Origin of the sequence: Streptomyces sp. NPDC097619 (assembly GCF_040302735.1) — a bacterium.
Lineage (GTDB): Bacteria > Actinomycetota > Actinomycetes > Streptomycetales > Streptomycetaceae > Streptomyces.
Genome location: NZ_JBEOSD010000011.1, coordinates 41,719 through 63,272 on the forward strand (window position 1 = coordinate 41,719; position 21,554 = coordinate 63,272).

The following is a 21,554-nucleotide window of genomic DNA, read 5'->3' on the forward strand; positions in this document are numbered from 1 at the left end:
GATGACCACCCGAATCCTCCCCGCGGTCGGCGACCCGGACGCCGCCCGCTCCATCACCGCCCTGCTCAGCCAGCTCCCGGCCGCCGAACCGGGCCCGCCGGTCCCGGACTCCACCTCCCTCCTGGACACCCTGGCCCGACTGGCCTCGGAATCCCTCGACGAACTCCCCGAGGTGGTCCTGGTCCACGAGCGGATCGGCCCGGTCCCCGCCCTCGAACTGATCCGAGAGGTCGCCCTCCGCTTCCCCGCGGTGGGCGTGATCCTGGTCTCCCAGGACGCCGGACCGGCCCTGTTCGCCGCCGCCATGGACTCCGGGGCCCGCGGCCTCGTGGCCCTGCCCCTGTCCTACGAGGAACTGGCCCAGCGGGTCCAGGCCGCCGCCCAGTGGTCCACCGGCGTCCGCCGCCACCTCGGCGGCGGCCCCGACGCCTTCTCCGGTCCCGGCGGCACCGTCGTCACCGTCTCCGGGGCCAAGGGCGGGGTCGGCACCACCGTCACCGCCGTCCACCTCGCCTTGGCCGCCGCCGCCTCCGGCCGCCGCACCGCCCTCCTCGACCTCGACCTCCAGGCCGGGGACGTCGCCTCCTACCTCGACGTCCAGTTCCGCCGCTCCGTGGCCGACCTCGCCGGGATCCAGGACATCTCCCCCCGGGTCCTCCAGGACGCCGTCTACGACCACAAGGCGGGCCCCGCCCTGCTGCTGGCCCCCGCCGAGGGCGAACGCGGCGAGGAGATCGACGACCGGGCCGCCCGCCAGATCGTCAGCGCCCTCCGCAACCGCTACGAGCTCGTCGTCGTCGACTGCGGCACCCAGATGAGCGGGGCCAACGCCGTCGCCGTGGAAATGGCCGACACCGCCCTGCTCGTCACCACCCCCGACGTGATCGCCGTCCGCGCCGCCAAGCGCATGGTCCGGCTCTGGGAACGCCTCCAGGTCCGCAAGGCCGAGGAGACCGTCCTCCTCGTCAACCGCTGGACCCGCGGCACCGAGATCCAACCCGCCCTCGTCGAGAAGATCACCAAGGCCCGGGTGGCCCGCACCCCCGTCCCCGCCGCCTTCAAGGAGCTCCAGCCGGTCGTGGACGCCGGACGGCTCCAGGACCTCGACAACAAGTCCACCGTCAAACAGGCCCTGTGGACCCTCGCCGGGGAACTCGGCCTGCTCAAGGGCACCGAGGAACGCACCACCAAGGAAGCCTCCGCCGCCGGCGCCCCCGCCGCCCTGCCCCGGGGCCGTTCCGGCCGCGGCAGGCCGGCCCTGCCCGGCGGCGACCGGGGCTCCATCGGACTGTGGAAGCGGAGGGCCGACTGATGCACACGGCGACGGCGGGGCGGATCCGCGCCCGCGGACCGGCACTCCCGCGCACCCGCCCCCGCGACCCGGGCCCGCACCGCCACCGGGACCCGGACGCGCCGCGCCACCGGGACCCGGACGCGCCGCGGATCCGGCTCCGGGGCCTCGGTACCGCGCGCCCCCGCCTCCGCCCGCACCGCCCGGCGGTGCCGCGCCCCCGCGACGACCGGGGCTCCACCACCTTCGAGTTCCTCGGCATGTTCCCGTACATCCTGACCATGCTCGCGGTGCTCTGGCAGTGCGCCATCGTCGGCTACGCCTACCACCTCGCCGGGAACGCCGCCGACGAGGCCGCCCGCGCGGGCGCCGTGGGCGAGAGCTGCGCCGCTGCGGCCTCCGAACACGTCGGCGGAGCCTGGGGCATCAGAACGGAATGCAGTGCGGGCACCCTCTACACCGCCGAGGTCCGCCTCGACATGCCCGTCTTCGCCCCCGGCCTCTTCGACCTCGACATCCCCGTCTACGGCAAGGCCGCCGCCGTCAACGAGCGGGAGGACTGAACCGTGCCCCGACTGCTCCCGCGCGCCGCCGCCCCCGCCGTCTGCGCCGCCGCCTCCCGCCCGCAGGGCCTGCGGGCCCGGCTCCGCGCCGCCCGCGCCGCCCGGACCCCGCGCCCGTACCGCCCGGGCCGGGCCCTCCGCTCCGACCGCGGCCAGGTCGCCCTCGAATTCCTGGGCTGGCTGCCCCTGCTGCTGCTCGTCGCCCTCATCTGCATCCAGGTCGGGCTCATCGGCTACGCCGCCCAACAGGCCGGCACCGCCGCCCGCACCGCCGCCCGGATGGACTCCCTGCACGGCGAGGGCGGAGCCGCCGCCGGCCGTGCCGCCGTCAGCGGCTGGTTGAACCCCAGCCTCTCCGGAGGCCCCGCCGGCGACCGCGTCACCTACACGGCCACCGTCCGCGTCCCCAGCCTGCTGCCCGGCCTCCTCGACATCGACGACGCCACCCGCACCGCGACCATGCCCTACGACGGAGGCCGCCCGTGAGCCTGCGCTCCCGCGTCCACCACCCCGACCAGCCCGACGGCCCCGGCCGCGAGGACGGCCACCTGGTCGCCTCCTACCGGACCAAACTGCTGGAGGAGATCGACCTCGCCGAGATGTCGGCCCTCGCCCCCACCGAGCGACGGGCCCGCCTGGAACGCGTCCTCGGCCACATCATCAGCCGCGAGGGACCCGTCCTCTCCACCGCCGAACGCGGCCGACTCATCCGCCGCGTCGTCGACGAAGCCCTCGGCCTGGGCGTCCTCGAACCCCTCCTCGAAGACGCCTCCATCTCCGAGATCATGGTCAACGGACCCGACCACATCTACGTGGAACGAGCCGGCCGCGTCGAGCAGCTCCCGCTCCGGTTCGCCTCTCACGAGCAACTCATGCAGACCATCGAACGCATCGTCTCCACCGTCAACCGCCGCGTGGACGAGGCCAATCCGATGGTCGACGCCCGACTGCCCAGCGGCGAGCGCGTCAACGTCATCATCCCTCCGCTCTCCCTCACCGGCGCCACCCTCACCATCCGCCGCTTCCCCCGCGCCTTCACCCTCCACGAGATGATCGGCCTCGGCTCCCTCGACGAGCAGATGCTGCTCCTGCTCTCCGGACTCGTGCAGGCCAAGCTCAACGTGATCGTGTCCGGGGCCACCGGCACCGGCAAGACCACCCTCCTCAACGCCCTGTCCGGACTCATCCCCGGCCACGAGCGGATCATCACCATCGAGGACTCCGCGGAGCTCCAGCTCCAACAGGCCCACGTCATCCGCCTGGAGTCCCGACCGCCCAACGTCGAGGGCAAGGGCCGCATCACCATCCGCGACCTGGTCCGCAACTCCCTCCGGATGCGCCCCGACCGCATCATCGTCGGTGAGGTCCGCGGCGGCGAGACCCTCGACATGCTCCAGGCCATGTCCACCGGCCACGACGGCTCCCTCGCCACCGTCCACGCCAATAGCGCCGAGGACGCCCTGATGCGCCTCCAGACCCTGGCCTCCATGTCCGAGGTCGAGGTCCCCTTCGAGGCCCTCCAGGACCAGATCAACAGCGCCGTGCACGTGGTGGTGCAGCTGACCCGCTTCGCCGACGGCTCCCGCCGCATCACCGAGATCGCCGTGCTCGACTCCCACGGCCGGGAACCCTTCCGCATCATCACCGTCTGCCGGTACGCCGCCCAGCCCATGGCCGCCGACGGCCGGGTCTACGGCCGCTTCGAGTACTACCCGCTGCCCCGCCGCATCGCCGAACGGCTCTACATGCACAACCAGCCCGTCCCCCAGGCGTTCGGCATCGCCGCCTCCCCGGAACAACTGGCCACCCGCATGATCCGCTGACCCGCCGCCCCCTGGGGGGCGGGTACCGAGCCCGAGGACGGAACCCGGGGGACGCGCAGCCTCCCGAACCCGCCCCGTCACCGCCGCCCACACCCGCCGCCCGCACCCGCCGCCCCGCACCCGCACCGCCGCCGGACCGCCCGACAGGAAGCCGACCACCGCCATGAACAACCTGGTCCTCCTCACCCTCGGAGCCACGCTCCTCGGGTGCCTCTGCGTGGTCCTCGGCGCGCACGCCTACGGCAAGGGCCGCGCCGAACGCGCCGCCCTCCTCGACCGCCTCTCCGCCGGCCCCGACCTGCCCGGCACCGCCCGCAGACGCCGCTTCCGCGGCGTGGACCGGCGACTCCGCCGCACCCGCCTCGGCCGCCGCGTCGAACGCAAGCTGGGCGCCACCGGCCTCGACCTGACCCCCGGCGAGTACGTCGTCTACGTCCTCGCCGCTCTCACCGGCCTGTGGATCCTCACCGCCTCCCTGCTCGCCTCCTTCTTCGGCCCCGTCGCCGCCCTCATCGGCCTCTGGGCCGCCAACGCCTTCCTCAACTGGCAGCGCGCCAAGCGCACCGAGAAGTTCATCAACCAGCTCCCCGAGCTGTCCCGGATCCTCGCCAACGCCACCCAGGCCGGCCTGGCCCTGCGCACCGCCATCGGCCTGGCCGCCGAGGAGCTGGAGGCCCCCGCCGGCGAGGAACTGGCCCGGGTCTCCCACAGCCTCGCCGTGGGCCGCTCCATCGAGGACGCCCTCACCGAGCTGACCGACCGGCTGCCCTCCCGCGAACTGGTCGTCCTGGTCTCCACCCTCGTCCTCTCCAACCGCGCGGGCGGCGCGATCGTCGGCTCCCTCCGCAACCTCACCGTCACCCTGGAACAGCGCAAGGAGACCCGGCGCGAGGTGAAGACCCAGCTCTCCCAGGTCACCGTCACCGCCTACGCCATCCCCGTCATCGGGGTCGGCTCCCTGCTCCTGGTGGACGGGGTCCTGCCCGGCGCCCTCGACCGCATGACGGGCGCCTTCATCGGCCAGACCGCCGTGATCGTCGCCATCGGGCTCTACACGCTCGGCTTCGCCCTGATCCGCCGCCTCTCGAAGATCGACGTATGAGCGCCCCCGCGCCCCCGCCGACCCGCGCCCGCACGGGCACCCCGGACCACGGAACGGAGACGGACCGCACATGACCGCCCTGCTGCTCGCCCTGGCCCTGGGACTGTGCGTCTTCGGCGCCTTCCACGGGGTCCGCATGTACCGGGCCGAAGCGAAGCTCCCCGACGACCTCGCCCTCGCCCTGGAGATCGGTGCCACCCGCACCACCGCCGTGGGCTCCCTCGTGGACCGGCTCGGCATCCGCTGGGCCCCCACCGTGCTCCGCCTCATGGGCCCCAAGCGCGTGGACCGCAAACGCAAGCAGATCGACATGGCGGGCAATCCGCACGGTCTCACCCTCGACCGGTACGCCGCGCGCCGCGCCGTCTACGGCTTCCTCGGCACCCTCGGCGCCCTGTCCATGCTGATGCGCGGACAGCTCGTCCTGGCCCTGCTCATGGTGGCCTTCGGCCTCTTCTGGATCGAGGTGGGCCTCTGGTCCGCGATCCGCGTCCGCCGTGACCACATCGAACGCACCCTCCCCGACTTCCTGGACGTCCTGGCCGTGGTCGTCAGCGCCGGACTCGGCTTCCGGCAGGCCCTGGAGCGCGTCGCGGACAAGTACGAGGGCCCCTGGGCCGACGAGATCAGGATCACCCTCCGCCAGATGGACATGGGCGTGAGCCGCCGCCTCGCCTTCGACGAGCTCCGCCGCCGCAACGGCTCCGAGCAGGTGGCCCAGTTCGTCACCGCCCTCCAGCAGGGCGAGGAGCTGGGCTCCCCGATCGTCGACACCCTCATCCAGATCGCCGAGGACATGCGCCGCACCGACGCCCAGAACGCCCGCCGCCGGGCCGCCCGCGCCGTCCCCAAGGCCACCTTCGCGGTCACCACCTTCATGCTGCCCGGCACCCTCATCCTGCTCGTGTGCGGCTTCGTCTACGGAACGAACGTGGACTTCGGCTCCCTGATGGCCGGATGAGCGCCGTGACGGCCGACCCCGTGGGAACGGGCGGGACGGGAAGCGGGGGGAACCGGGACAGCCAGTGGTTCCGGGGGAACCGGGGGTTCCGGGGGAGGCGGGGACGCCGGGGCCCAGGAGGGTGGCGCGGACGGTCCGTCCCCCGGGCGACGCAGGGCACCACGGGGAACGGTGACGCGACCCCCGGCCAGGCCGCCGGCACGAGCCGGACCACGAGCACGCCCCCGGGCGTGACCCCGACGCCGGGCGAGACCGCGACCCCGAGCACGACCGCGACGCCGAGCCCGATCGACGCGACGGGATCGGTGCCCGGGCCGGGGACGGGGCCGGAGGCGGTATCCGTGCCCGTGCCGGAGGTGGCGGTTCCCGGACCGGCACTCCAGCTCAACGCCCTCCAGGCCCTGTGCCGGCAGGTCTTCGGCTTCCGACTCGCCATGATCGCCCTGGGCACCCCCATCGCGCTCGGCCGCACCGCCCCCGGCGCCGCCGGCTGGCTGGTGGGCGGGGCCGTCCTGCTGACCTTCATGGGCTCGTACGTCCTCTTCCGCGACTGGGAACGCTTCGGCCCCTACCTGCTCAGGCACCCCTGGGTGCTGGCCGTGGACATGGCCGCGGGCACCCTGCTCCTCGTCACCGCCACCCCCGGCTCCCCGCTCGGGCTGGTCTGCGTCTGCACCCCGCTGCTCGCCGGGCTCGTCCACGGCTGGCGCGGCTCCGGCGGCTACGCCGCCGTCCAGGCCCTCATCGTGCTCGGCGCCCACGCCGTCACCGCCGAGCCGGGCGCCCCCGCCGACGGCGTCCTCCTCCTCGCCGGCCTGTGCCTGATCGCCGGGGCCGCCGGGGTGAGCCTGCGCACCCTCCTCTTCCGCTTCGGCGCGGCCGGACAGGCCCTCACCGAGGCCCGCGCCCGACTGGCCGTCACCGAGGCCGTGGCCGCCGAACGGGCCCGCCTGGCCCGCGAGATGCACGACTCCGTGGCCAAGACCCTGCACGGCCTGGCCCTCGCCGCCGACGGCCTCGCCGCCACCGCCCGCGCGGGCACGGACGCGGACGCGGGGCCCGTGGGGGGTGCCGGCGCCGTTCCCGGACCGCGGCGCCCGGAGGGCGGGGAGCTGGTCGCCCGCGCCGAGACGGTGGCCCGGGCCGCCCGCCGCGCCGCCACCGAATCCCGCGCCCTCCTCGCCGACCTGCGCCGCGCCGGCGACCTCGACGGCACGGACGGCGTCCCCCTCGACGCGGAACTACGGCTACGCGTGGCCGAGTTCACCCGCGCCACCGGAATCCCCGCCGAGTTCCGCCCCCTTGGTACGGACCCCCTGCCGCCCGTCCCGCACGCCGTGGCCCGCCCCCTGCTGGGCGTGGCCGCCGAGGCCCTGGAGAACGCCGGCCGGCACTCCGGAGCCCGGCGGGTACGGGTGGAGGCCGGGCTCGTGGACGGCTTCCTGCGGATCGGCGTCCTCGACGACGGCCGCGGACTGCCCACCGGCACCACCCTCGAAGAACTGCGCGAGGCCGGTCACTTCGGCCTGCTCGGCATGGTCGAGCGGGCCGCCGCGACCGGCGCCCGGCTGCGGATCGGCCGCGGCCGCACCGACTCCGGCACCGAGGTCCGCCTGGACCTCCCGGCCGCGGCCCTCAGGCCGCTGCCGCCCCCCGCCGCCCCGCCATCGAGAGGAGGCGCCCCATGACGGACAGGCCGCCGCTGCGGGTGCTGATCGCCGACGACAACCCGGTCGTCCGGGCGGGCCTGCGGGCCCTCCTGGAAGGCCGCCCGGGCCTCGCCGTGGCCGCCGAGGCCGCGGACGGCCGCGAAGCGGTCCGGCTCGCGGGCCTGCACCGACCGGACGTGGTCCTCCTGGACGTGCGCATGCCCGGCACGGACGGCCTCACCGCCCTGCCCCACCTGGTCCGGCTGGCACCCGTACTGATGCTGACCTACAGCCGCGAGGACGCGACCGTGCGGGAAGCCCTGCGGCTCGGCGCGGGCGGCTACCTGGTGCACGGGGAGTTCGCCGTACCGGAGCTCATCGCGGCCATCCGCGACGTCCGCGAGGGCCGGGCCCACCTGACCCCCTCGGCCGCCACCGCCCTCCTCCACGAACTCCGCGACGGCCCGTCGGCCCGGACCGCCGCGCCGCCCGGACGGCCGCTCGTCCCGCTCCCCGGAATTCCCCCCCAAACCCCTTCGCAAGAGCAACCGGGTATGGCACTCTCTCCTCAGCGCATGCGCAACCACATGGGTTTCGGGCTGAGTTCGCGGGAGGTGGAGGTCATGGATCTGATCGCATCCGGGATGAGCAACCAGCAGATCGCGGACGCCTGCTTCATCAGCCAGAAGACCGTCAAGAACCACATCAACCGCATCTTCGCCAAGCTCCAGACCGCCAGCCGCAGCGAGGCCATAGCCCTCTGGCTCGGCACCTCCATCCGAGGGGCGGTCCTCCATGGCTGACCCCCGCCCCCGTTGGGCCCCCGGTTGGGCCCAGGGGCCCTGGGTGCCCCGCCGGAACCGGTCCTACCGTGCTCCGGTCGACAGCGACACCAGAGGTGAAGGGGTTTCCCATGCTCAAGGCGACCGTGCGCGTGAACAGCTGGGCGAACACGACCGTCTCGGCCCTCCGACGCCGCTACGCGTCCACGGACCGCGGCCAGACGGCATTCGAATACCTGGGCATCATCCTGGTGGTGGTGGCGATCGTGGGCGCGATCGTCGCATCCGGAATTGGCGGTGCGATCTCGTCGCGCATCAGCGGGCTGGTGAACACCATCACCGCCGGTTGATCTCTGGGCTCGTCCGAAGTGATCGTGGGCAGGCTTTCCCCATCTACATGTGGATGGTGGCGAGCCTGCTCTTTGTTGCGCTCGCCTTCTTCGCCGTCGGACAGGCCGGAGCGATCCGTAACACGGCCCAGGGAGCCGCGGACGCTGCCGCCCTCGCAGGGGCCCAGGCCGTGCGCGACACCGAGCCCTGGGAGAGTCTCCCGGATCTCACTTGGGAAGACTGGGAGGACATCCTTGAGGGCAAGGGCTTCCTGCTCACGCGCGCCTGTGACGCGGCCGACGCGTTCGCTGGGAGCAACGGCGCAGCGGTGACGGAATGCGATCCCTCGGTACGCGACGTATGGGTCCGTGTGCAGGGAAGCCGGTCGATCGACAATCCGGTCGTGTCCAACCGTTCTCGTGCGACGGCCGAGGCCACAGCGGAGATCACCCCCCGCTGTCGTTTGGGGCCCAAGCCGGAGGTGCCATCGGATCCTGGCGGTGAGGAGCCTGAAGACCCGGTCGAGGAGCCGCTTCCGTTGCCCCCTCTTGAGATTCGGTGTGACGGGGAGGACCTACGCCTTGATCCGCTCAATCCGGGCGTCTGGAAGGACCTGGCGCGCACCCTGTTCACCGTTCAGCTGGTCGACTGAGAAACGCATTCGAGACAAGGAACGCACAAGATGAGCATTCGGTCCACATCCAAGGTCCGTCAGGGGGCGGCGGTCGCTGCCATGGCGGCAGCTCTGGTCCTTGTCACGACCGGATGCGGGAAGGGTGAGGAAGGGGGCGCGGACAAGCCGCAGGGGGTGTCGCGCTCTTCGGCCTCTGAAGGAAAGCAGCCGACCCAGCAACCTTCTGCGGATGACGGGAAGGAGCCGGTGGAGCAAACGATCGCTGAGATCAAGGGCACCGGTGAGGTGGTCCTGAAGATCACGAAGGCGGTACGCGAGTCCGGCGGATTCGTCACCATCAGCGGGACGATCATCAACAACGGCACCACTCCCCAGAATCCGGCCACTTGGACCGGAAGCGAGCCGCAGCTGCTCGCTGCGAACGGGAACTCTGTAGCCGGAGCGACGTTGATCGACAAGGTCGGCAAGAAGCGCTACTACGTGTTGCGCGACACCGATGGCAGATGCCTGTGCACGGCGGGCATCCCCGGAATCGTGCCGGGCAAGCCGATCTCGGTTTTCATGCAGTTCCCCGCCCCGCCCGAAGGGACCCAAGAGGTCGACTTCACGCTGCCGACCTTCTCCACCGCCACCATCAAGATCTCCGGGTGACCCCATGACCGAGACGCCCCCACGCCTGGTCGTCATCACCGTCGCCGCCGTGTTCCTCGTCACCGGTGCCCACGTGCTCGGCGCCACGGCCGCGCGGGCCGACGAGACGCCCGGGGTGCCGCCGGGTACGGAGCCGACGGCTTCCGCTCCCGTCGCCATCGACTCGAACTCGCCCGGCCTCAAGCTCCCGCAGGGCGCCACCCTGGCCGCGCCCAAGGTGCTCGACATCGCGCAGGTCGTCGAGGACCTCGGCGGTGAGGAGCGGCGGCAGGACACCAACGAGACCGTGATGCTGGCCCTCCAGGCGGAGGTGCTGTTCCCGAAGAACAGCGCCACGCTCAACGCCCAGGCCAACGCCCGCATCCGCGCCATCGCCGCCGAGATCAACAACGCCCGTGCGACCCGGGTCCGGGTCTTCGGCTTCACCGACAACCTCGGTACGTACGAGCACGGCAAGGTGCTGTCGAAGCAGCGCGCGGACGCCGTGCAGCGGGAGCTGTCGAAGACCCTGGCCGCAGGGATCACCTTCGACATCCGGGGCTACAGCGAGGACTACCCGATCGCCGACAACGCGACCGAGGACGGCCGCCGCAAGAACCGCCGCGTGGAGATCTCCTTCCCCCGCGGCAGCGACTAGGGGCCTTCCGTCGCCCGTTGGCGAGCCCGCGATCGCGTTCCATCGCCTGAAAGCCTCGTGGGTGGGTGGAGCGCCGACGGGCAGTTTGTCGCTGTCGGGTCCCCAGCGCCGCCGCGCTCGTGTCGCGCCGGTGGCGCTGGTGGGTCCCGCCGTTCTGACCGCTATTGGGCGGTTCCGTCGCCCCTGGGCTTCCCGGCCAGCCCTTCCGCAGCCATCCGGAAGTAGTGCTGGGCCTCCTCTTCTCTGCCGGTCCTTCGGAGGAGCAGGGCGAGGTTGCTCGGGGCGAACGTGGTGTCACCGGCGTCGATCGCGAGGCGGAGGTGCTTCTCGGCTTCTTCGTGTCGACCTCTTTCGATCAGAAGACCGGCCAGGTTCGTGAGGGGCTCTTTGAGCCCGCTCTTGGCCGCGATGCGGTAGTAGGTCTCCGCCTGCGCCTTCCGGCCCTTCGTACGCAGCACGTTGCCGAGCACGTACGCGGCCTCCGGGTCGCCCGAGTCGGCGGCGCGTCGCCAGAGGTCGACGGCGTCTTCGAAGCGTCCGGTGGCCTCCATCAGACCTCCGAGTCGCGTCACCGCTCGGAGATGACCGAGGTCTGCGGTGCGTCGCAGCAGGGCCTCCGCTTCCTCTCTCCTGCCGCTTGCCATGAGATGACTGGCGAGGTTGAGCGGGATGTCCGGATCGCTCGGATCGATGTGACGGACCCAATGCGCTTCCGCTTCCTCGGGGCGGCCGGTCTCCAAGAGGAGGACACCGAGGTTGTTCGCCGCTTCGATGTGTCCCGCTTCGGACGCGTCGCGGTAGTAGCGTTCGGCCTCGTCGTGCCGACCGGCCCGGAACAGCAGATTGGCGAGGTTGTAGGCGGCGGAGGTGTGTCCGGCGTGGGCCGCTCGGCGCAGGTAGGTTTCCGCCTCGTCGGTGCGGCCCAAGGTCGTTAGTTCGTTGCCGAGGCTGTACGCCGCCTCCCTGTGTCCGGCATCCGCGGCCTGTCGGAAGTATGGCTCGGCTTCCGCGAGGTGACCCGAACTGCGCAAGAGGCAGGCGAGGTTGTATGAGGCGGGCGTGTGGCTGGTATCTGCGGCTTGCCTGTAGTAGGCCATGGCCTCATCGTTCCGGCCCGATCGGCACAACAGTGCACCGAGAATGTTCGCGGCATCGGCGTGGTGGGCATCGGCGGCTCGGCGCAGGTAGATCTCCGCCTCCTCGGGCCGTCCTTCCGCCTTGAGCATCGTGCCCAGAGTGAACGCGCTCTCAAGGGATCCGCCGTCGGCGGCCTGACGCCAGTAGACGCGTGCTTCGTCCAGGCGCCCGGTTCTGTGCGCGTGGCTCGCCAAGGCGTGGGCGGCGTCGATGTGGCCGGCGCCGGCGGCCTGGCGCCAGAAGGCTTCGCCTTCCTCCTCCTGCTCGTCGTTCATCAAGAGCGTGCCGAGGTGGAAGGCAGAGTCACTCACTCCTGCTGCGGCGGCCATGCGCCAGTAGTGCCGTGCTTCGTCACCGTGACCCTCGAAGTGGAGGATGCCGCCGAGGTTGTGGGCCGCGCCGGGATGACCGGCGTCGGCAGCGCGCCGCCACAGCGCTTGGGCCTCTTCCGGCCTTCTCTCCTCCAGGAGCAGAACGCCCAGCAGGTTGGCGGCGTCGCTGTGGGCCTCCTCGGCCAGTGGCGCGAGGGCCTCTTTCGCGACCTGCGGCACCCCACGGAAGAACGCGCTGTATCCGACCCTGAAGCGTTCCTCGTTCGTGCTGCATTCCAGGGCGGCTTGCCACACGTCCGGTGCGATGCGCGTCCGCGTGTGATCGACCAGATAGTCGAACACGTTCCAGGAGGTCGGGTCCATGGTGGGGAGCAGCATGCTGGTCGCCCCGTAACGGACCTGCGTGGCCCAACGCCAGGCTTCCTCCACCGGCTCGGGACGGATCAGTGGATCGGCTACGGCCAGCCGCTCCCTGTGCAGTCTGCGGAGCACCTTGTCGGGACAGGCGTTCCTACCGGCCCGGCGGAGGTCGACGGCCAAGGAGACGAGGAGGGCTCCACTCGGGTGGCCGCCGCCGTGTGCGGCTGCCTCCCACTCGTCGAGGAGTGCCGGGCCGGCGGCGAGATACTCGGCGATTCCGTGTGGTCCGTGGTGACGGAGGGCGTCCACGATGCGCGGGTCGTCGCTGGCCTGTGCTCGCTCCAGCTCTTCCTCGCTCCAGAGGCGGTGGAGGCGCAGGAAGTCGAGCTGACGCAGGATCTGGGCCCCGGTGGCGACTGTCCGGTGGGTGGAGATGTGGTCCTCGCGGCCGCCCGGCATGAGCAGTGGCGAACGGAAGGCTTCGTACTGCTGGGTTCGGATGGTGGCGAGTACGGGGACGCGCGCGTGGGTGAGGTGCCCCAGCAGCGTCGGCGTCAGGCCGTCGGGGCCGAGGTACGCGTCCAGATCGTCCAGCCACAGGACGCACTCGGTGCTGCGGCACGCGGACTCGACGGTCGGTAAGAGCACCGCTCCCTTCGCGGGCGCGAGGACACGGTAGTGGGGCAGAGCGGCGCGCAACGCCTGGTACAGCGCGCGCGTCTTTCCGGCGGTGGATTCGCCCACGACGAGAACGAGCCCGCCGTGCTCGGCCGCCGCCGTCACGCGGCGCCGCAGTTCCACGTCGACGTCACGCTGCACGTAGGGAGGCACCGCTTCGCCGCGGGCGTTCGGTCGAGCTCGGTGCGCTCCTGCGGCCAAGGCATCCCACTCCGCTGCCTTGGGCCAGGTCTCGCGGAGCCGCTGCTCCGGTCCGGTGTACGGATCGCTCCGCGGTTCGTCGCCCGCGGGCCGAGGCGCAGGCAGCTCCGGCTTCGCCGGCGCCGTGCGAGCCGCGGGGCGAGGCGGGTGCTGGGCTTGGAACAGGAGGAGTGCCACCTCGGCCTGCCGACGCTCACGCAGGGACTCGGCCACGGTGGCGCGGACGAGTGCCTCGACGAAGTCCGCGCGAGGAACGGAGCCGCCCAGGTAGACGGAAAGTTGGCTTCTGCCGACCCGCATCTCCGCGGCCAGATCCCGCAGGGTCATGCCCGATCTCGTGACCAGGGTCCGCAGGGCCTTGGCGAGGTCGTGGGCCTGCGGCGAGTCAGCCCGGATCTCAGTGCGCCAGCGACCACCACTACTTCTGGGCACCGGTCGCCTCCGATCGTGTCCGGTTCCACCCGCCGCTGTCCCGGACAGCGGCGGCCCTGTCCGGAATGTAGCTGCGTTGTCCGGTCCCAGGGGCCCGGACAGATGAATCCGCCCCCATCGTCATCCTCACCCGCTGCCGACTCCGTGGACAGCGGGACGAGTTGAAGGGTCTGACCCCATGGAACGATTCCTCGTCACTGCCGCTGCCACACCGTCCTCGTGGCATTCCCTGCTTTCAGAGGCCCGACTCTTCCTGGTCGACCTCGGGAACGTGGTGTCGGTCGGGGCAAGTGAGTCCGGCTCGGAGGAACACGGGATCATCGGATTCGCGACGAACATCGGCCGTGCGTCCCTGCCGGAGTTCTTGGGCGGTCTCGCTGTCCTTCTTGTACTCGCCGCTGTCGGAGCCCTGGTCAAGAACAGGCGCGGCGCCTTGCGCCGATACACCCTCTTGAACAGCGTGGACTCGGCCGGGAGCCCGCTGATTCACGTGACGACACGTCGCGCCGGCACCGTCATCCGGCGGGAGGCGGGCGGAGCAGGGGCGGAGCGGTTCGAACTCACGGACGTGCTCTTGCCCGATGGCACTTACGCCGCGGAGCCCTTGGACCGGTATCTGCCCTGACACGCGTTTCACCCACCCCATCGGACGCCCTGAGGTCGGGTGCCGGAGGACGCGAGCGTAGGCGGAGCTGGCGGGGGCCGGGTCGAGGGAGCCGAGGCGGTGGCTCCCTCAACCCGGTGAGAGGTCCTGGCCCGAAGGCCGCGGGGCGTCGTCAGCCGCCGCTCTCCGCCATGCCGTTGATGATCACGGCGCCGAAGGTCAGGGGGAGGAAGAGGAGGGCGTAGAGGGTGAGGAGGCCAGCGCGGAGCGGCCCGCGGCGCAGGCCCAGCGCGTGGCAGAAGAGGGCGGCGACGACCAGGGCGGGGGAGAGCGCGAAGCCGAGGAAACTGCCGGACTCGTCGAAGAACACCCAGGCGGTGAAGGCCACGAGGGCCGTCGCGAAGATCGCCGCGGACACGAGGTCGGTCCCGGGCGGCAGCCTTCTCCACCCGCTGCGTGAGCTCATGCGCGGAGGCTAGGGCCCGCCGTCCCGCCCGGCCAGGGGTCCCGCGTCTTCCGTTTGTCCCCGCACGTATGCGGACACGCACGCGGATGCGCACGCGCAGGCAGGCAGGCAGGCGGGCAGGCAGCCAGGCGGGCGACGGGATGGTCAGCCCGTCAGGCGAAGAGGACGACGATCCTGGCGAGCCAGAGCACCCAGGCCAGCACCCCGAGGCAGCCCAGCAGGATGCCGAGCCGGGCGAGCCGGGCGGGGTGGCGGGGCCGGGCGAGGTGAGGGCCGGATCCGGTGCCCCGGACCGGGCGCGCGCCCCGCGTCCCGGTGAGGACGGCAGCCGCCCCGCAGAGCGGTCCCAGCAGCAGTCCCGCTGCGAAGAGCGGCGAGTCGAGGAGCAGGACGGCCGCGCCCGCTACCGAGACCGCGCCCAGAACCGGGGCCATCGCGGCGCGGCGCCCGCGTACGATCGCCGCCGGCTCACCCCGCACCCGCGCCCCCACCGGCCACCCGGCCCCCACCGGCCACTGCCTCCCCACCGGCCCCCGCACCCACACGCCCCCGGAACCCGCCGCACCCGCACCCGCCCACCCGTACCGGGCCCCGGAAAACACGAAAGGCAAGGAGGACGCGCTCCTTGCCACTATCAACTTATAACGCATGGGGGGCCTTGCGGCAAGGCCCCCTCGGTGCCGCACAATCGCACGCCTACCCGGAAATCAGCCCCTTGGGGAGCGTCGCGACGTGCGTATGTGTCTGTCGGCTTTTGGACGTGGCCCCGGATCGGAGAGGCCCGAATGACCACCACCACCCCCTCCGGTGCGCGGGCCGTCCCCGTAACGACCTCCGTCACCCCCACCACCCCCACTCCTCCCATCACCCCCACCTCTCCCCCCACCCCGGCCTCCGTCTTCGACCTGCCCGGGCGCCTCGCCGCCAAGGCCGACCCCGCCCTGATCGCCGCCGACGAGCGGCACTTCGCGGCGATCGGGGCGGCCCTGGAGGCCGCCGTCACCGAGCTCTCGGACCGCCTGGACGCCACCCTCAAGGCCCCGGGAGGCGCCGGTCGGGAGGCCATGGAGCGGGACGCCGAGGTGTACCGGCTCACGGCCCGGCTGCGCACCCTGCGCCGGTTCGGCCTGGACCTGTGCCTCGGCCGGATCGTGGCCGCCGACGGTTCCGAGCCCCTGTACGTGGGCCGCCTCGGCCTCACCGACAGCACCGGCCGCCGACTCCTCGTGGACTGGCGGTCCCCGGCGGCCGGCCCGTTCTTCGCCGCCACCCACGCCGACCCCATGGGCCTGGCCGGCCGGCGCCGCTACCGCTGGACCGCCGGTCGCATCGGGGACTACTGGGACGAGGTGTTCACCGCGGACGGCCTGGACCGCGGGCACGCCGCCCTCGACGACCAGTCCGCCTTCATCGCGAGCCTCGGCGCGAGCCGCTCCCCGCGCATGCGGGACGTCCTCACCACCATCCAGGCCGACCAGGACGCCGTGATCCGCGCCGGCTCCAAGGGCGCGCTCGTCGTGGACGGCGGCCCCGGCACCGGCAAGACGGTGGTGGCCCTGCACCGTGCCGCGTACCTGCTGTACTCCGACCCGCGCCTGGGACAGCGCCGGGGCGGGGTGCTGTTCGTCGGTCCGCACCAGCCGTACCTGGCGTACGTGGCCGACGTCCTGCCCAACCTGGGCGAGGAGGGCGTCCGCACCTGCACCCTGCGGGACCTCCTCCCCGAGGGAGCGACCGCGGGGGAGGAGACCGACCCGGAGGCGGCCCGGCTGAAGGCGGACGTGCGGATGGCGGAGGCCGTCGAGGCCGCCGCCCGCTTCTACGAGGACCCGCCCGCGCAGGGCCTCACGGTGTCCACGCCGTGGGCTTCGGTGCGGCTCGGCCCGGAGGACTGGGCGGAGGCGTTCCGGGCCCCCGCCCCCGGCACCCCGCACAACGAGGCCCGCGACCAGGTCTGGGAGGAACTGGTCACGATCCTGTGGGACCGCCACGGCTTCGAGGAGGACCCCTGGGCGGAGGACGAGGAGGAGGCCGCCGCCCGGCAGGCCCCGCCCCTCGACCGGTTCCGCCGCGCCCTGCTCCACGACCGTGAGCTCGTCGGCACCCTGGACCGGGCCTGGCCGGTGCTGGACCCCGCCGAGCTGGTGGCCGACCTGTGGTCGGTACCGGCCTTCCTGCGGCACTGCGCGCCCTGGCTGGACCCGGAGGAGCGGGCCCGGCTGCGCCGCCCCGCCGGCACCGCCTGGACGGTCGCCGACCTGCCGCTCCTCGACGCGGCCCGGCTCCGCCTCGGCGATCCGGAGACCTCCCGCCACAGCCGCCGCCGCGAGGCCGCCGTGGCGGCGGAGCGGGAGCGACTGGCCACCGTCATCGAGGACGTGATCAGCGCGGACGCGGACGGCGAGGGAGCGGTGACCATGCTCCGCGGCCGGGACCTCCAGGACAGCCTGGTGGACGGGGCCGCCCTGCCGGCCGGCGAGACGGACCCGCTCGCCGGGCCCTTCGCGCACGTGGTCGTCGACGAGGCCCAGGAACTCACCGACGCCGAATGGCAGATGCTGCTGCGCCGCTGCCCCTCCCGCAGCTTCACGGTGGTCGGCGACCGGGCCCAGGCCCGGCACGGCTTCGCGGGGACCTGGCGGGAACGCCTGGCGCGCGTCGGCTTCGAGCGGGTGGAGGTGGCCTCCCTCGGCATCAACTACCGCACCCCGGAGGAGGTGATGACCGCCGCCGAGCCGGTGATCCGCGCCGCGCTCCCCGACGCCAACGTGCCGACGTCCGTCCGCAGCAGCGGCATCCCGGTCGCGTACGGAGCGGCCGAGGAGCTGGAGACGGTCCTCGCGGACTGGCTGGCCGCGCACCCCGAGGGCACCGCCTGCGTCATCGGCGCCCCGGACTTCCCGGAACGGCCCCGCGTCCGCTCGCTGACCCCGCAGCTGTCCAAGGGCCTGGAGTTCGACCACGTCGTGCTCGTGGACCCGGACGCCTTCGGCGAGGGCGTGGCCGGAGCGGTGGACCGGTACGTGGCCATGACCCGCGCCACCCGCGGACTCACGGTCCTCACCACCGGGGCCGACGCCCGCTGAACGAGCGGGACCGGGGCAGGAGCCCCCGGGACCCCGGGACCTCGGGACAAGGGGGCTCCGCGATACCGGAAGCTCCGGGCCCCCTGTCCCCGACCCCGCCCGGCGACCATGCTGGGCGGGACCGGGACCGGGACACGACGGTCCGACCCGACCCGACCCGACCCGACAGCGGCAACGGCGGCGACAGCGGCTCGGCACCCACCGCACCCACGGCGACCACAACGGGAGTACGCACATGACGGCGGCGCACCACGACGACCACGCGCAGCGGGACCAAGCCGGACGGGACGAGGCCGCACGGCCTCAGGCCGCACGACCTGAGGCGGCACCGGACCGAGCCCGCCCCGACGGCGACGGACCCGCGCCGGCCCCCACCCCCTGGGACCCCGCCTCCCTCCCCGCCGGCGTCGAGGTGCTGCCCGCCACCGGCCACACCGGGGCCGAGGTACGCGGCCTCGACCTCACCAAGCCCCTGGACGAGGAGGCCGCCGCGGCCGTCCGCGCCGCGCTGCTCCGCTGGAAGGTGCTGTTCTTCCGCGCTCAGCACCTGGACCACGAGCAGCACCTCGCCTTCGCCCGCCGCTTCGGCGAGCCCGTGGCCCCGTCCCGCCGGGGCAGCGCTTCGCCCGCCGACCACCCGCTGATCGAGACCACCGCCGACCGCCTGGAGCTCGGCGGCCGGTACGGCATGGACCACGCCGAGTGGCTGGACCGCCGCCGTCCCCACCTGCTGCGCGGCTGGCACTGCGACCACGGCGCCCGCATCGACCCGCCCGCCGCCACGATCCTGCGGGCCGAGTCCGTGCCCCCGTACGGCGGCGACACCACCTGGTCGAACCTGGCCGCCGCCTACGCCGGCCTGTCCGCGCCGCTCCGGGCCTTCGTGGACGGGCTGCGCGCCGAGCACCGGCTCGGCGTCGGCTACCAGCCCCGCCCCGGGGACGACGCGTACCTGCGGCACCTGCTCGACCACCAGCAGGCGTCCCACCACCCGCTGGTGCGCGTGCACCCCGAGTCGGGGGAGCGGCTGCTGTACGTCAACGGCTACTACGTCGAGCAGATCCTCGGCCTCACCCGCGCCGAGAGCGCCCCGCTGCTGGAACTGCTGCTGGAGCAGGCGGTGCGCCCCGAGTACACCGTCCGCTTCCGCTGGCAGCCCGGGGACCTGGTCTTCTGGGACAACCGGGCCACCGTCCACCTCGCCCCCAACGACACCGCGGCGGTCCGCGCCGAGGACGGCCGACCGCACCCGCGGACCATGCACCGCGTGATGCTCGCCGGAGAGGTCCCGGTCGGCGTGGACGGCCGGCCCTCCGAGCCCGTCACCGGCACCGCCCCCGGCCGCTGGTGACCCGGCCGGTCCGGTGGACGACGGCCCGCCCCGAGGCACCCCGCCCCGAGGCGCCCCCGCCCCACCCCGAGGCGCCCCGCCCACCGGACCGGCCCTGGCCCCACCCCCATCGGATAAATGATTTGTCCGATTCCGCGGTCGTCACGGACGATGGTCCGTCGTGAGTACCCCCCGCCGCTTCGCCGCCCTCCTGCCCGACCTGACGCCCTGGCGTTCCAGCCGGGACTTCCGGCTGCTGTTCTGGCAGGGCTCGGTCACCTTCTTCGGCTCCTTCATGGCGATGATCGCCCTGCCGTTGCAGATCAAGCACCTCACCGACTCCCCGCTCGCGGTGGGTGCCATGGGCGCGGTGGAGCTGATCCCGATGGTGGTCTGCGGCCTCTACGGCGGGGCGCTCGCGGACGCCGTGGACCGGCGGCGGATGATCCTGCTCACCGAGGCGGGGCTCGGCATCCTCGCGGCGATCCTGCTGGTCAACGCGCTGCTCCCGGATCCGCTGCTGTGGCCGCTGTACGTGGTCGCCGCCGGGGTCTCCGGCCTCGCGGGCCTCCAACGGCCCGCCCTGGACTCCCTGATGGCCCGGATCGTCCCGCACGACCAGATGACCGCCGCCGCGGCCCTGAACTCCCTCCGCTACAACGTCGGCGCGATCGCCGCGCCCTCCCTGGCCGGCCTCGTCGTGGCCTACGCGGGGTACGCCTCCGCGTACGCGATCACGGTCGTCGGGTTCGCGGTGTCGGTGCTCCTGTGCACCCGGCTGGGTGCGGCCCCGCCCGTGAAGGGCGCGGAACGGCCCTCACTGCGCTCCATCGCCGAGGGCGCCCGGTACGCGTGGAGCCGGCCCGTGCTGCTCGGCACGTACGCCGTGGACCTCGCGGCGATGTTCTTCGCCTTCCCCAACACGATCTTCCCCTTCCTCGCCGACGAGCTCGACGCCGTGTGGGCGCTCGGCCTGATGTACGCGGCCGGCGCGGTCGGCTCCCTGCTGCTGGGGCTCACCAGCGGTTGGACCTCCCGCGTGCACCGGCACGGGCTGCTGGTGATCGGGGGGGCCACCGTCTGGGGTCTGGCCATCGCCGCGGCGGGTTGGACGGGCAGCATCTGGGTGGTCCTGGCCTGTCTGGCCGTCGCGGGCGCCGGCGACATGCTGAGCGGCCTCGGCCGCGCCACCATCTGGAACCAGACCATCCCCGAGGAACTGCGCGGCCGGCTCGCCGGCATCGAGGTGCTGTCGTACAGCGTCGGGCCGCAGCTCGGGCAGGTCCGCGCGGGCACCATGGCGGGCTGGACGGGCACCCGCTCGGCCTTCTGGACCGGTGGTGTGGCCTGCGTGGCCTCCGTGGCCATCCTGTCCGCGCTGCTCCCGAAGCTGTTCACGTACGACGCCCGCACCGACGAGGACGCGATCCGGCGCCGCGCCGCCCGCGAGGCCACCGACCCGGACCCGGCCCCGGCGGCCTGACCGCCCCCTGCCGGCGGCGCCCGGATACGGTGCCACCACCCGCGTACGGCAATGCGGGGACACGGGACAGGGGGACGGGATGAACTGGCTGAAGCGGGTCCTGGGCGGGTCCGGGGGCCAGGAGACGGCGTCGACGCCGTCCTCGGCCCCGGACGGGACGCCGGTTCCGGTCCCGGGCGTCGTGAAGACGAGCGGACCGGCCGGCGCCGTGCACACCGGTGGATCCGCTGCCGTCGTCCCCGAACCGGTGCCCGCCCCCGCGCGGGCGGGCGCCCCGGTCCTCCAGCGGGAGTCCGGCACCGGCGCCCGCACCGTGAAGCTCGACACCGGGACGCGGCCGCTGATCCTCACGATCACCCACGAGGGCCCCGGCCACTTCGTGGTCGACCTGCTGGACGGCCGCCTCCGCGCCGGCTCCCAGGCCGTCTACACCACGGGCCCCTTCGTCGCCCGGGCCCTCGCGAACGCCGACGACCGGCCGGTGCGCGCGGTACGCGTGACGGCGGACGGACCCTGGACCATCGAGGTCACCGGCATCGAGGACGCGCTCGCCGTGACCGAACGGGCGGAGCGGCCCGCCTCCGACGTACTGCGCTACGAAGGCGGCCCGGCCCTGGCGACCCTCCGTTACGCGGGCAGCCCGCGCCACCCCGACGGCGGCTACTTCCTCACCGACACCTTCGCCCCGGACGGCTCGGGCTTCCTGGACGACCTGGCCAACGACAACGGCCCCTGGGAGGGCGAGGTCCCCCTCCCCGGCCCCTGCCTCCTCTACGCCCGCGCCGACGGCCCCTGGACGATCACGATCCGCCCGTTCGAGGCCGCCTAGAGGAGGTGGTCGGCCTTGCCGGCTTTGATGTCGAGGATCAGTTGGCGCAGGGCGTCTGCGGAGTCGGTGAGCGGGTGGTCCTCCTGCCCGGCGACGGCGATGTAGCTGTTCCCGTCGGAGTCGGTCCCGAAGCGGTAGCACGCGCTGGATTCCGCGCAGAACGGGTCCTCCCACGTGATGTCGGCCATCGTGT

Annotated in this window: 21 protein-coding genes; 17 read left to right on the plus strand and 4 right to left on the minus strand. The window is 73.1% G+C overall.

The window, feature by feature from the left end:
* Position 1 precedes the first annotated feature (1 nt).
* From ABTZ17_RS05250 to ABTZ17_RS05305, 12 genes are all read left to right on the plus strand, one after another.
* Positions 2 to 1,312, plus strand: coding sequence for a CpaE/TadZ family protein (locus ABTZ17_RS05250; protein ID WP_352194136.1), 1,311 nt, complete (start codon positions 2 to 4; stop codon positions 1,310 to 1,312).
* Positions 1,312 to 1,854: a TadE/TadG family type IV pilus assembly protein gene (locus ABTZ17_RS05255; RefSeq protein WP_352194137.1), complete on the plus strand. Its 543-nt coding sequence runs from the start codon at positions 1,312 to 1,314 to the stop codon at positions 1,852 to 1,854. The genes ABTZ17_RS05250 and ABTZ17_RS05255 overlap by 1 nt, the downstream gene beginning before the upstream one ends.
* A gap of 3 nt (positions 1,855 to 1,857) precedes the next feature.
* A complete protein-coding gene (locus tag ABTZ17_RS05260) occupies positions 1,858 to 2,340 on the plus strand; it encodes a TadE/TadG family type IV pilus assembly protein (protein WP_352194138.1) in 483 nt (160 codons plus the stop codon).
* Positions 2,337 to 3,677, plus strand: a complete 1,341-nt coding sequence (locus ABTZ17_RS05265) for a TadA family conjugal transfer-associated ATPase (RefSeq protein WP_352194139.1) — start codon at positions 2,337 to 2,339, stop codon at positions 3,675 to 3,677. Before ABTZ17_RS05260 ends, ABTZ17_RS05265 begins: the two co-directional genes overlap by 4 nt.
* A gap of 163 nt (positions 3,678 to 3,840) precedes the next feature.
* Positions 3,841 to 4,779, plus strand: a complete 939-nt coding sequence (locus ABTZ17_RS05270) for a type II secretion system F family protein (protein ID WP_352194140.1) — start codon at positions 3,841 to 3,843, stop codon at positions 4,777 to 4,779.
* A 70-nt stretch (positions 4,780 to 4,849) separates the two neighbouring features.
* A complete protein-coding gene (locus tag ABTZ17_RS05275; RefSeq protein WP_352194141.1) occupies positions 4,850 to 5,740 on the plus strand; it encodes a DUF5936 domain-containing protein in 891 nt (296 codons plus the stop codon).
* Positions 5,741 to 6,081: 341 nt separating this feature from the next.
* A complete protein-coding gene (locus ABTZ17_RS05280) occupies positions 6,082 to 7,428 on the plus strand; it encodes a sensor histidine kinase (RefSeq protein WP_352194142.1) in 1,347 nt (448 codons plus the stop codon).
* Positions 7,425 to 8,192 carry a response regulator gene (locus ABTZ17_RS05285; protein ID WP_352194143.1) on the plus strand — a complete coding sequence of 256 codons (768 nt, stop codon included), beginning with the start codon at positions 7,425 to 7,427 and terminating at the stop codon, positions 8,190 to 8,192. The genes ABTZ17_RS05280 and ABTZ17_RS05285 overlap by 4 nt, the downstream gene beginning before the upstream one ends.
* A gap of 110 nt (positions 8,193 to 8,302) precedes the next feature.
* Positions 8,303 to 8,521, plus strand: coding sequence for a hypothetical protein (locus ABTZ17_RS05290; protein WP_352194144.1), 219 nt, complete (start codon positions 8,303 to 8,305; stop codon positions 8,519 to 8,521).
* Positions 8,522 to 8,574: 53 nt separating this feature from the next.
* Positions 8,575 to 9,153, plus strand: coding sequence for a pilus assembly protein TadG-related protein (locus ABTZ17_RS05295; RefSeq protein ID WP_502994599.1), 579 nt, complete (start codon positions 8,575 to 8,577; stop codon positions 9,151 to 9,153).
* 30 nt (positions 9,154 to 9,183) lie between these two features.
* Positions 9,184 to 9,786, plus strand: coding sequence for a hypothetical protein (locus ABTZ17_RS05300; protein WP_352194146.1), 603 nt, complete (start codon positions 9,184 to 9,186; stop codon positions 9,784 to 9,786).
* Between the two features lie 4 nt (positions 9,787 to 9,790).
* A complete protein-coding gene (locus tag ABTZ17_RS05305; RefSeq protein ID WP_352194147.1) occupies positions 9,791 to 10,423 on the plus strand; it encodes an OmpA family protein in 633 nt (210 codons plus the stop codon).
* Positions 10,424 to 10,584: 161 nt separating this feature from the next.
* Here the strand turns inward: ABTZ17_RS05305 and ABTZ17_RS05310 are convergent, their stop codons facing one another.
* Positions 10,585 to 13,458, minus strand: coding sequence for a tetratricopeptide repeat protein (locus tag ABTZ17_RS05310; protein WP_352194148.1), 2,874 nt, complete (start codon positions 13,456 to 13,458; stop codon positions 10,585 to 10,587).
* 283 nt (positions 13,459 to 13,741) lie between these two features.
* Here ABTZ17_RS05310 and ABTZ17_RS05315 point away from each other — a divergent pair, with 283 nt between their 5' ends.
* Positions 13,742 to 14,188: a hypothetical protein gene (locus tag ABTZ17_RS05315; RefSeq protein WP_352194149.1), complete on the plus strand. Its 447-nt coding sequence runs from the start codon at positions 13,742 to 13,744 to the stop codon at positions 14,186 to 14,188.
* Between the two features lie 151 nt (positions 14,189 to 14,339).
* Here ABTZ17_RS05315 and ABTZ17_RS05320 read toward each other — a convergent pair whose 3' ends face one another.
* A complete protein-coding gene (locus ABTZ17_RS05320; protein ID WP_352194150.1) occupies positions 14,340 to 14,633 on the minus strand; it encodes a hypothetical protein in 294 nt (97 codons plus the stop codon).
* 152 nt (positions 14,634 to 14,785) lie between these two features.
* Complete coding sequence (locus ABTZ17_RS05325) at positions 14,786 to 15,067, minus strand: hypothetical protein (RefSeq protein ID WP_352194151.1); 282 nt, start codon at positions 15,065 to 15,067, stop codon at positions 14,786 to 14,788.
* Positions 15,068 to 15,418: 351 nt separating this feature from the next.
* Here ABTZ17_RS05325 and helR point away from each other — a divergent pair, with 351 nt between their 5' ends.
* The 4 genes from helR (at position 15,419) to ABTZ17_RS05345 (ending at position 21,361) form a co-directional block, all read left to right on the plus strand.
* Positions 15,419 to 17,719, plus strand: a complete 2,301-nt coding sequence (gene helR, locus ABTZ17_RS05330) for an RNA polymerase recycling motor ATPase HelR (protein WP_352194152.1) — start codon at positions 15,419 to 15,421, stop codon at positions 17,717 to 17,719.
* Between the two features lie 235 nt (positions 17,720 to 17,954).
* Complete coding sequence (locus ABTZ17_RS05335; protein WP_352194153.1) at positions 17,955 to 19,070, plus strand: TauD/TfdA dioxygenase family protein; 1,116 nt, start codon at positions 17,955 to 17,957, stop codon at positions 19,068 to 19,070.
* A gap of 160 nt (positions 19,071 to 19,230) precedes the next feature.
* Positions 19,231 to 20,532, plus strand: a complete 1,302-nt coding sequence (locus ABTZ17_RS05340) for an MFS transporter (RefSeq protein WP_352194154.1) — start codon at positions 19,231 to 19,233, stop codon at positions 20,530 to 20,532.
* 79 nt (positions 20,533 to 20,611) lie between these two features.
* On the plus strand, positions 20,612 to 21,361 hold the full coding sequence (locus ABTZ17_RS05345; RefSeq protein ID WP_352194155.1) for a hypothetical protein: 750 nt from the start codon (positions 20,612 to 20,614) through the stop codon (positions 21,359 to 21,361).
* Here the strand turns inward: ABTZ17_RS05345 and ABTZ17_RS05350 are convergent.
* Complete coding sequence (locus ABTZ17_RS05350; RefSeq protein WP_352194156.1) at positions 21,358 to 21,549, minus strand: hypothetical protein; 192 nt, start codon at positions 21,547 to 21,549, stop codon at positions 21,358 to 21,360. The two genes, ABTZ17_RS05345 and ABTZ17_RS05350, sit on opposite strands and share 4 nt — an antisense overlap.
* Positions 21,550 to 21,554: the final 5 nt, after the last annotated feature.

What these genes read in the sequence shown, in the direction of transcription:
- ABTZ17_RS05285 (WP_352194143.1), top strand. Translation starts at nt 7,425, where the DNA reads ATGACGGACAGGCCGCCGCTGCGGGTGCTGATCGCCGACGACAACCCG.
- ABTZ17_RS05290 (WP_352194144.1), top strand. Translation starts at nt 8,303, where the DNA reads ATGCTCAAGGCGACCGTGCGCGTGAACAGCTGGGCGAACACGACCGTC.
- ABTZ17_RS05325 (WP_352194151.1), bottom strand. Translation starts at nt 15,067, where the DNA reads ATGGCCCCGGTTCTGGGCGCGGTCTCGGTAGCGGGCGCGGCCGTCCTG.
- ABTZ17_RS05345 (WP_352194155.1), top strand. Translation starts at nt 20,612, where the DNA reads ATGAACTGGCTGAAGCGGGTCCTGGGCGGGTCCGGGGGCCAGGAGACG.
- ABTZ17_RS05335 (WP_352194153.1), top strand. Translation starts at nt 17,955, where the DNA reads ATGACGGCGGCGCACCACGACGACCACGCGCAGCGGGACCAAGCCGGA.
- ABTZ17_RS05350 (WP_352194156.1), bottom strand. Translation starts at nt 21,549, where the DNA reads ATGGCCGACATCACGTGGGAGGACCCGTTCTGCGCGGAATCCAGCGCG.
- ABTZ17_RS05320 (WP_352194150.1), bottom strand. Translation starts at nt 14,633, where the DNA reads ATGAGCTCACGCAGCGGGTGGAGAAGGCTGCCGCCCGGGACCGACCTC.
- ABTZ17_RS05310 (WP_352194148.1), bottom strand. Translation starts at nt 13,458, where the DNA reads ATGACCCTGCGGGATCTGGCCGCGGAGATGCGGGTCGGCAGAAGCCAA.
- ABTZ17_RS05295 (WP_502994599.1), top strand. Translation starts at nt 8,575, where the DNA reads ATGGTGGCGAGCCTGCTCTTTGTTGCGCTCGCCTTCTTCGCCGTCGGA.
- ABTZ17_RS05275 (WP_352194141.1), top strand. Translation starts at nt 4,850, where the DNA reads ATGACCGCCCTGCTGCTCGCCCTGGCCCTGGGACTGTGCGTCTTCGGC.
- ABTZ17_RS05305 (WP_352194147.1), top strand. Translation starts at nt 9,791, where the DNA reads ATGACCGAGACGCCCCCACGCCTGGTCGTCATCACCGTCGCCGCCGTG.
- ABTZ17_RS05250 (WP_352194136.1), top strand. Translation starts at nt 2, where the DNA reads ATGACCACCCGAATCCTCCCCGCGGTCGGCGACCCGGACGCCGCCCGC.
- ABTZ17_RS05255 (WP_352194137.1), top strand. Translation starts at nt 1,312, where the DNA reads ATGCACACGGCGACGGCGGGGCGGATCCGCGCCCGCGGACCGGCACTC.
- ABTZ17_RS05315 (WP_352194149.1), top strand. Translation starts at nt 13,742, where the DNA reads ATGGAACGATTCCTCGTCACTGCCGCTGCCACACCGTCCTCGTGGCAT.
- ABTZ17_RS05300 (WP_352194146.1), top strand. Translation starts at nt 9,184, where the DNA reads ATGAGCATTCGGTCCACATCCAAGGTCCGTCAGGGGGCGGCGGTCGCT.
- helR (WP_352194152.1), top strand. Translation starts at nt 15,419, where the DNA reads ATGACCACCACCACCCCCTCCGGTGCGCGGGCCGTCCCCGTAACGACC.
- ABTZ17_RS05270 (WP_352194140.1), top strand. Translation starts at nt 3,841, where the DNA reads ATGAACAACCTGGTCCTCCTCACCCTCGGAGCCACGCTCCTCGGGTGC.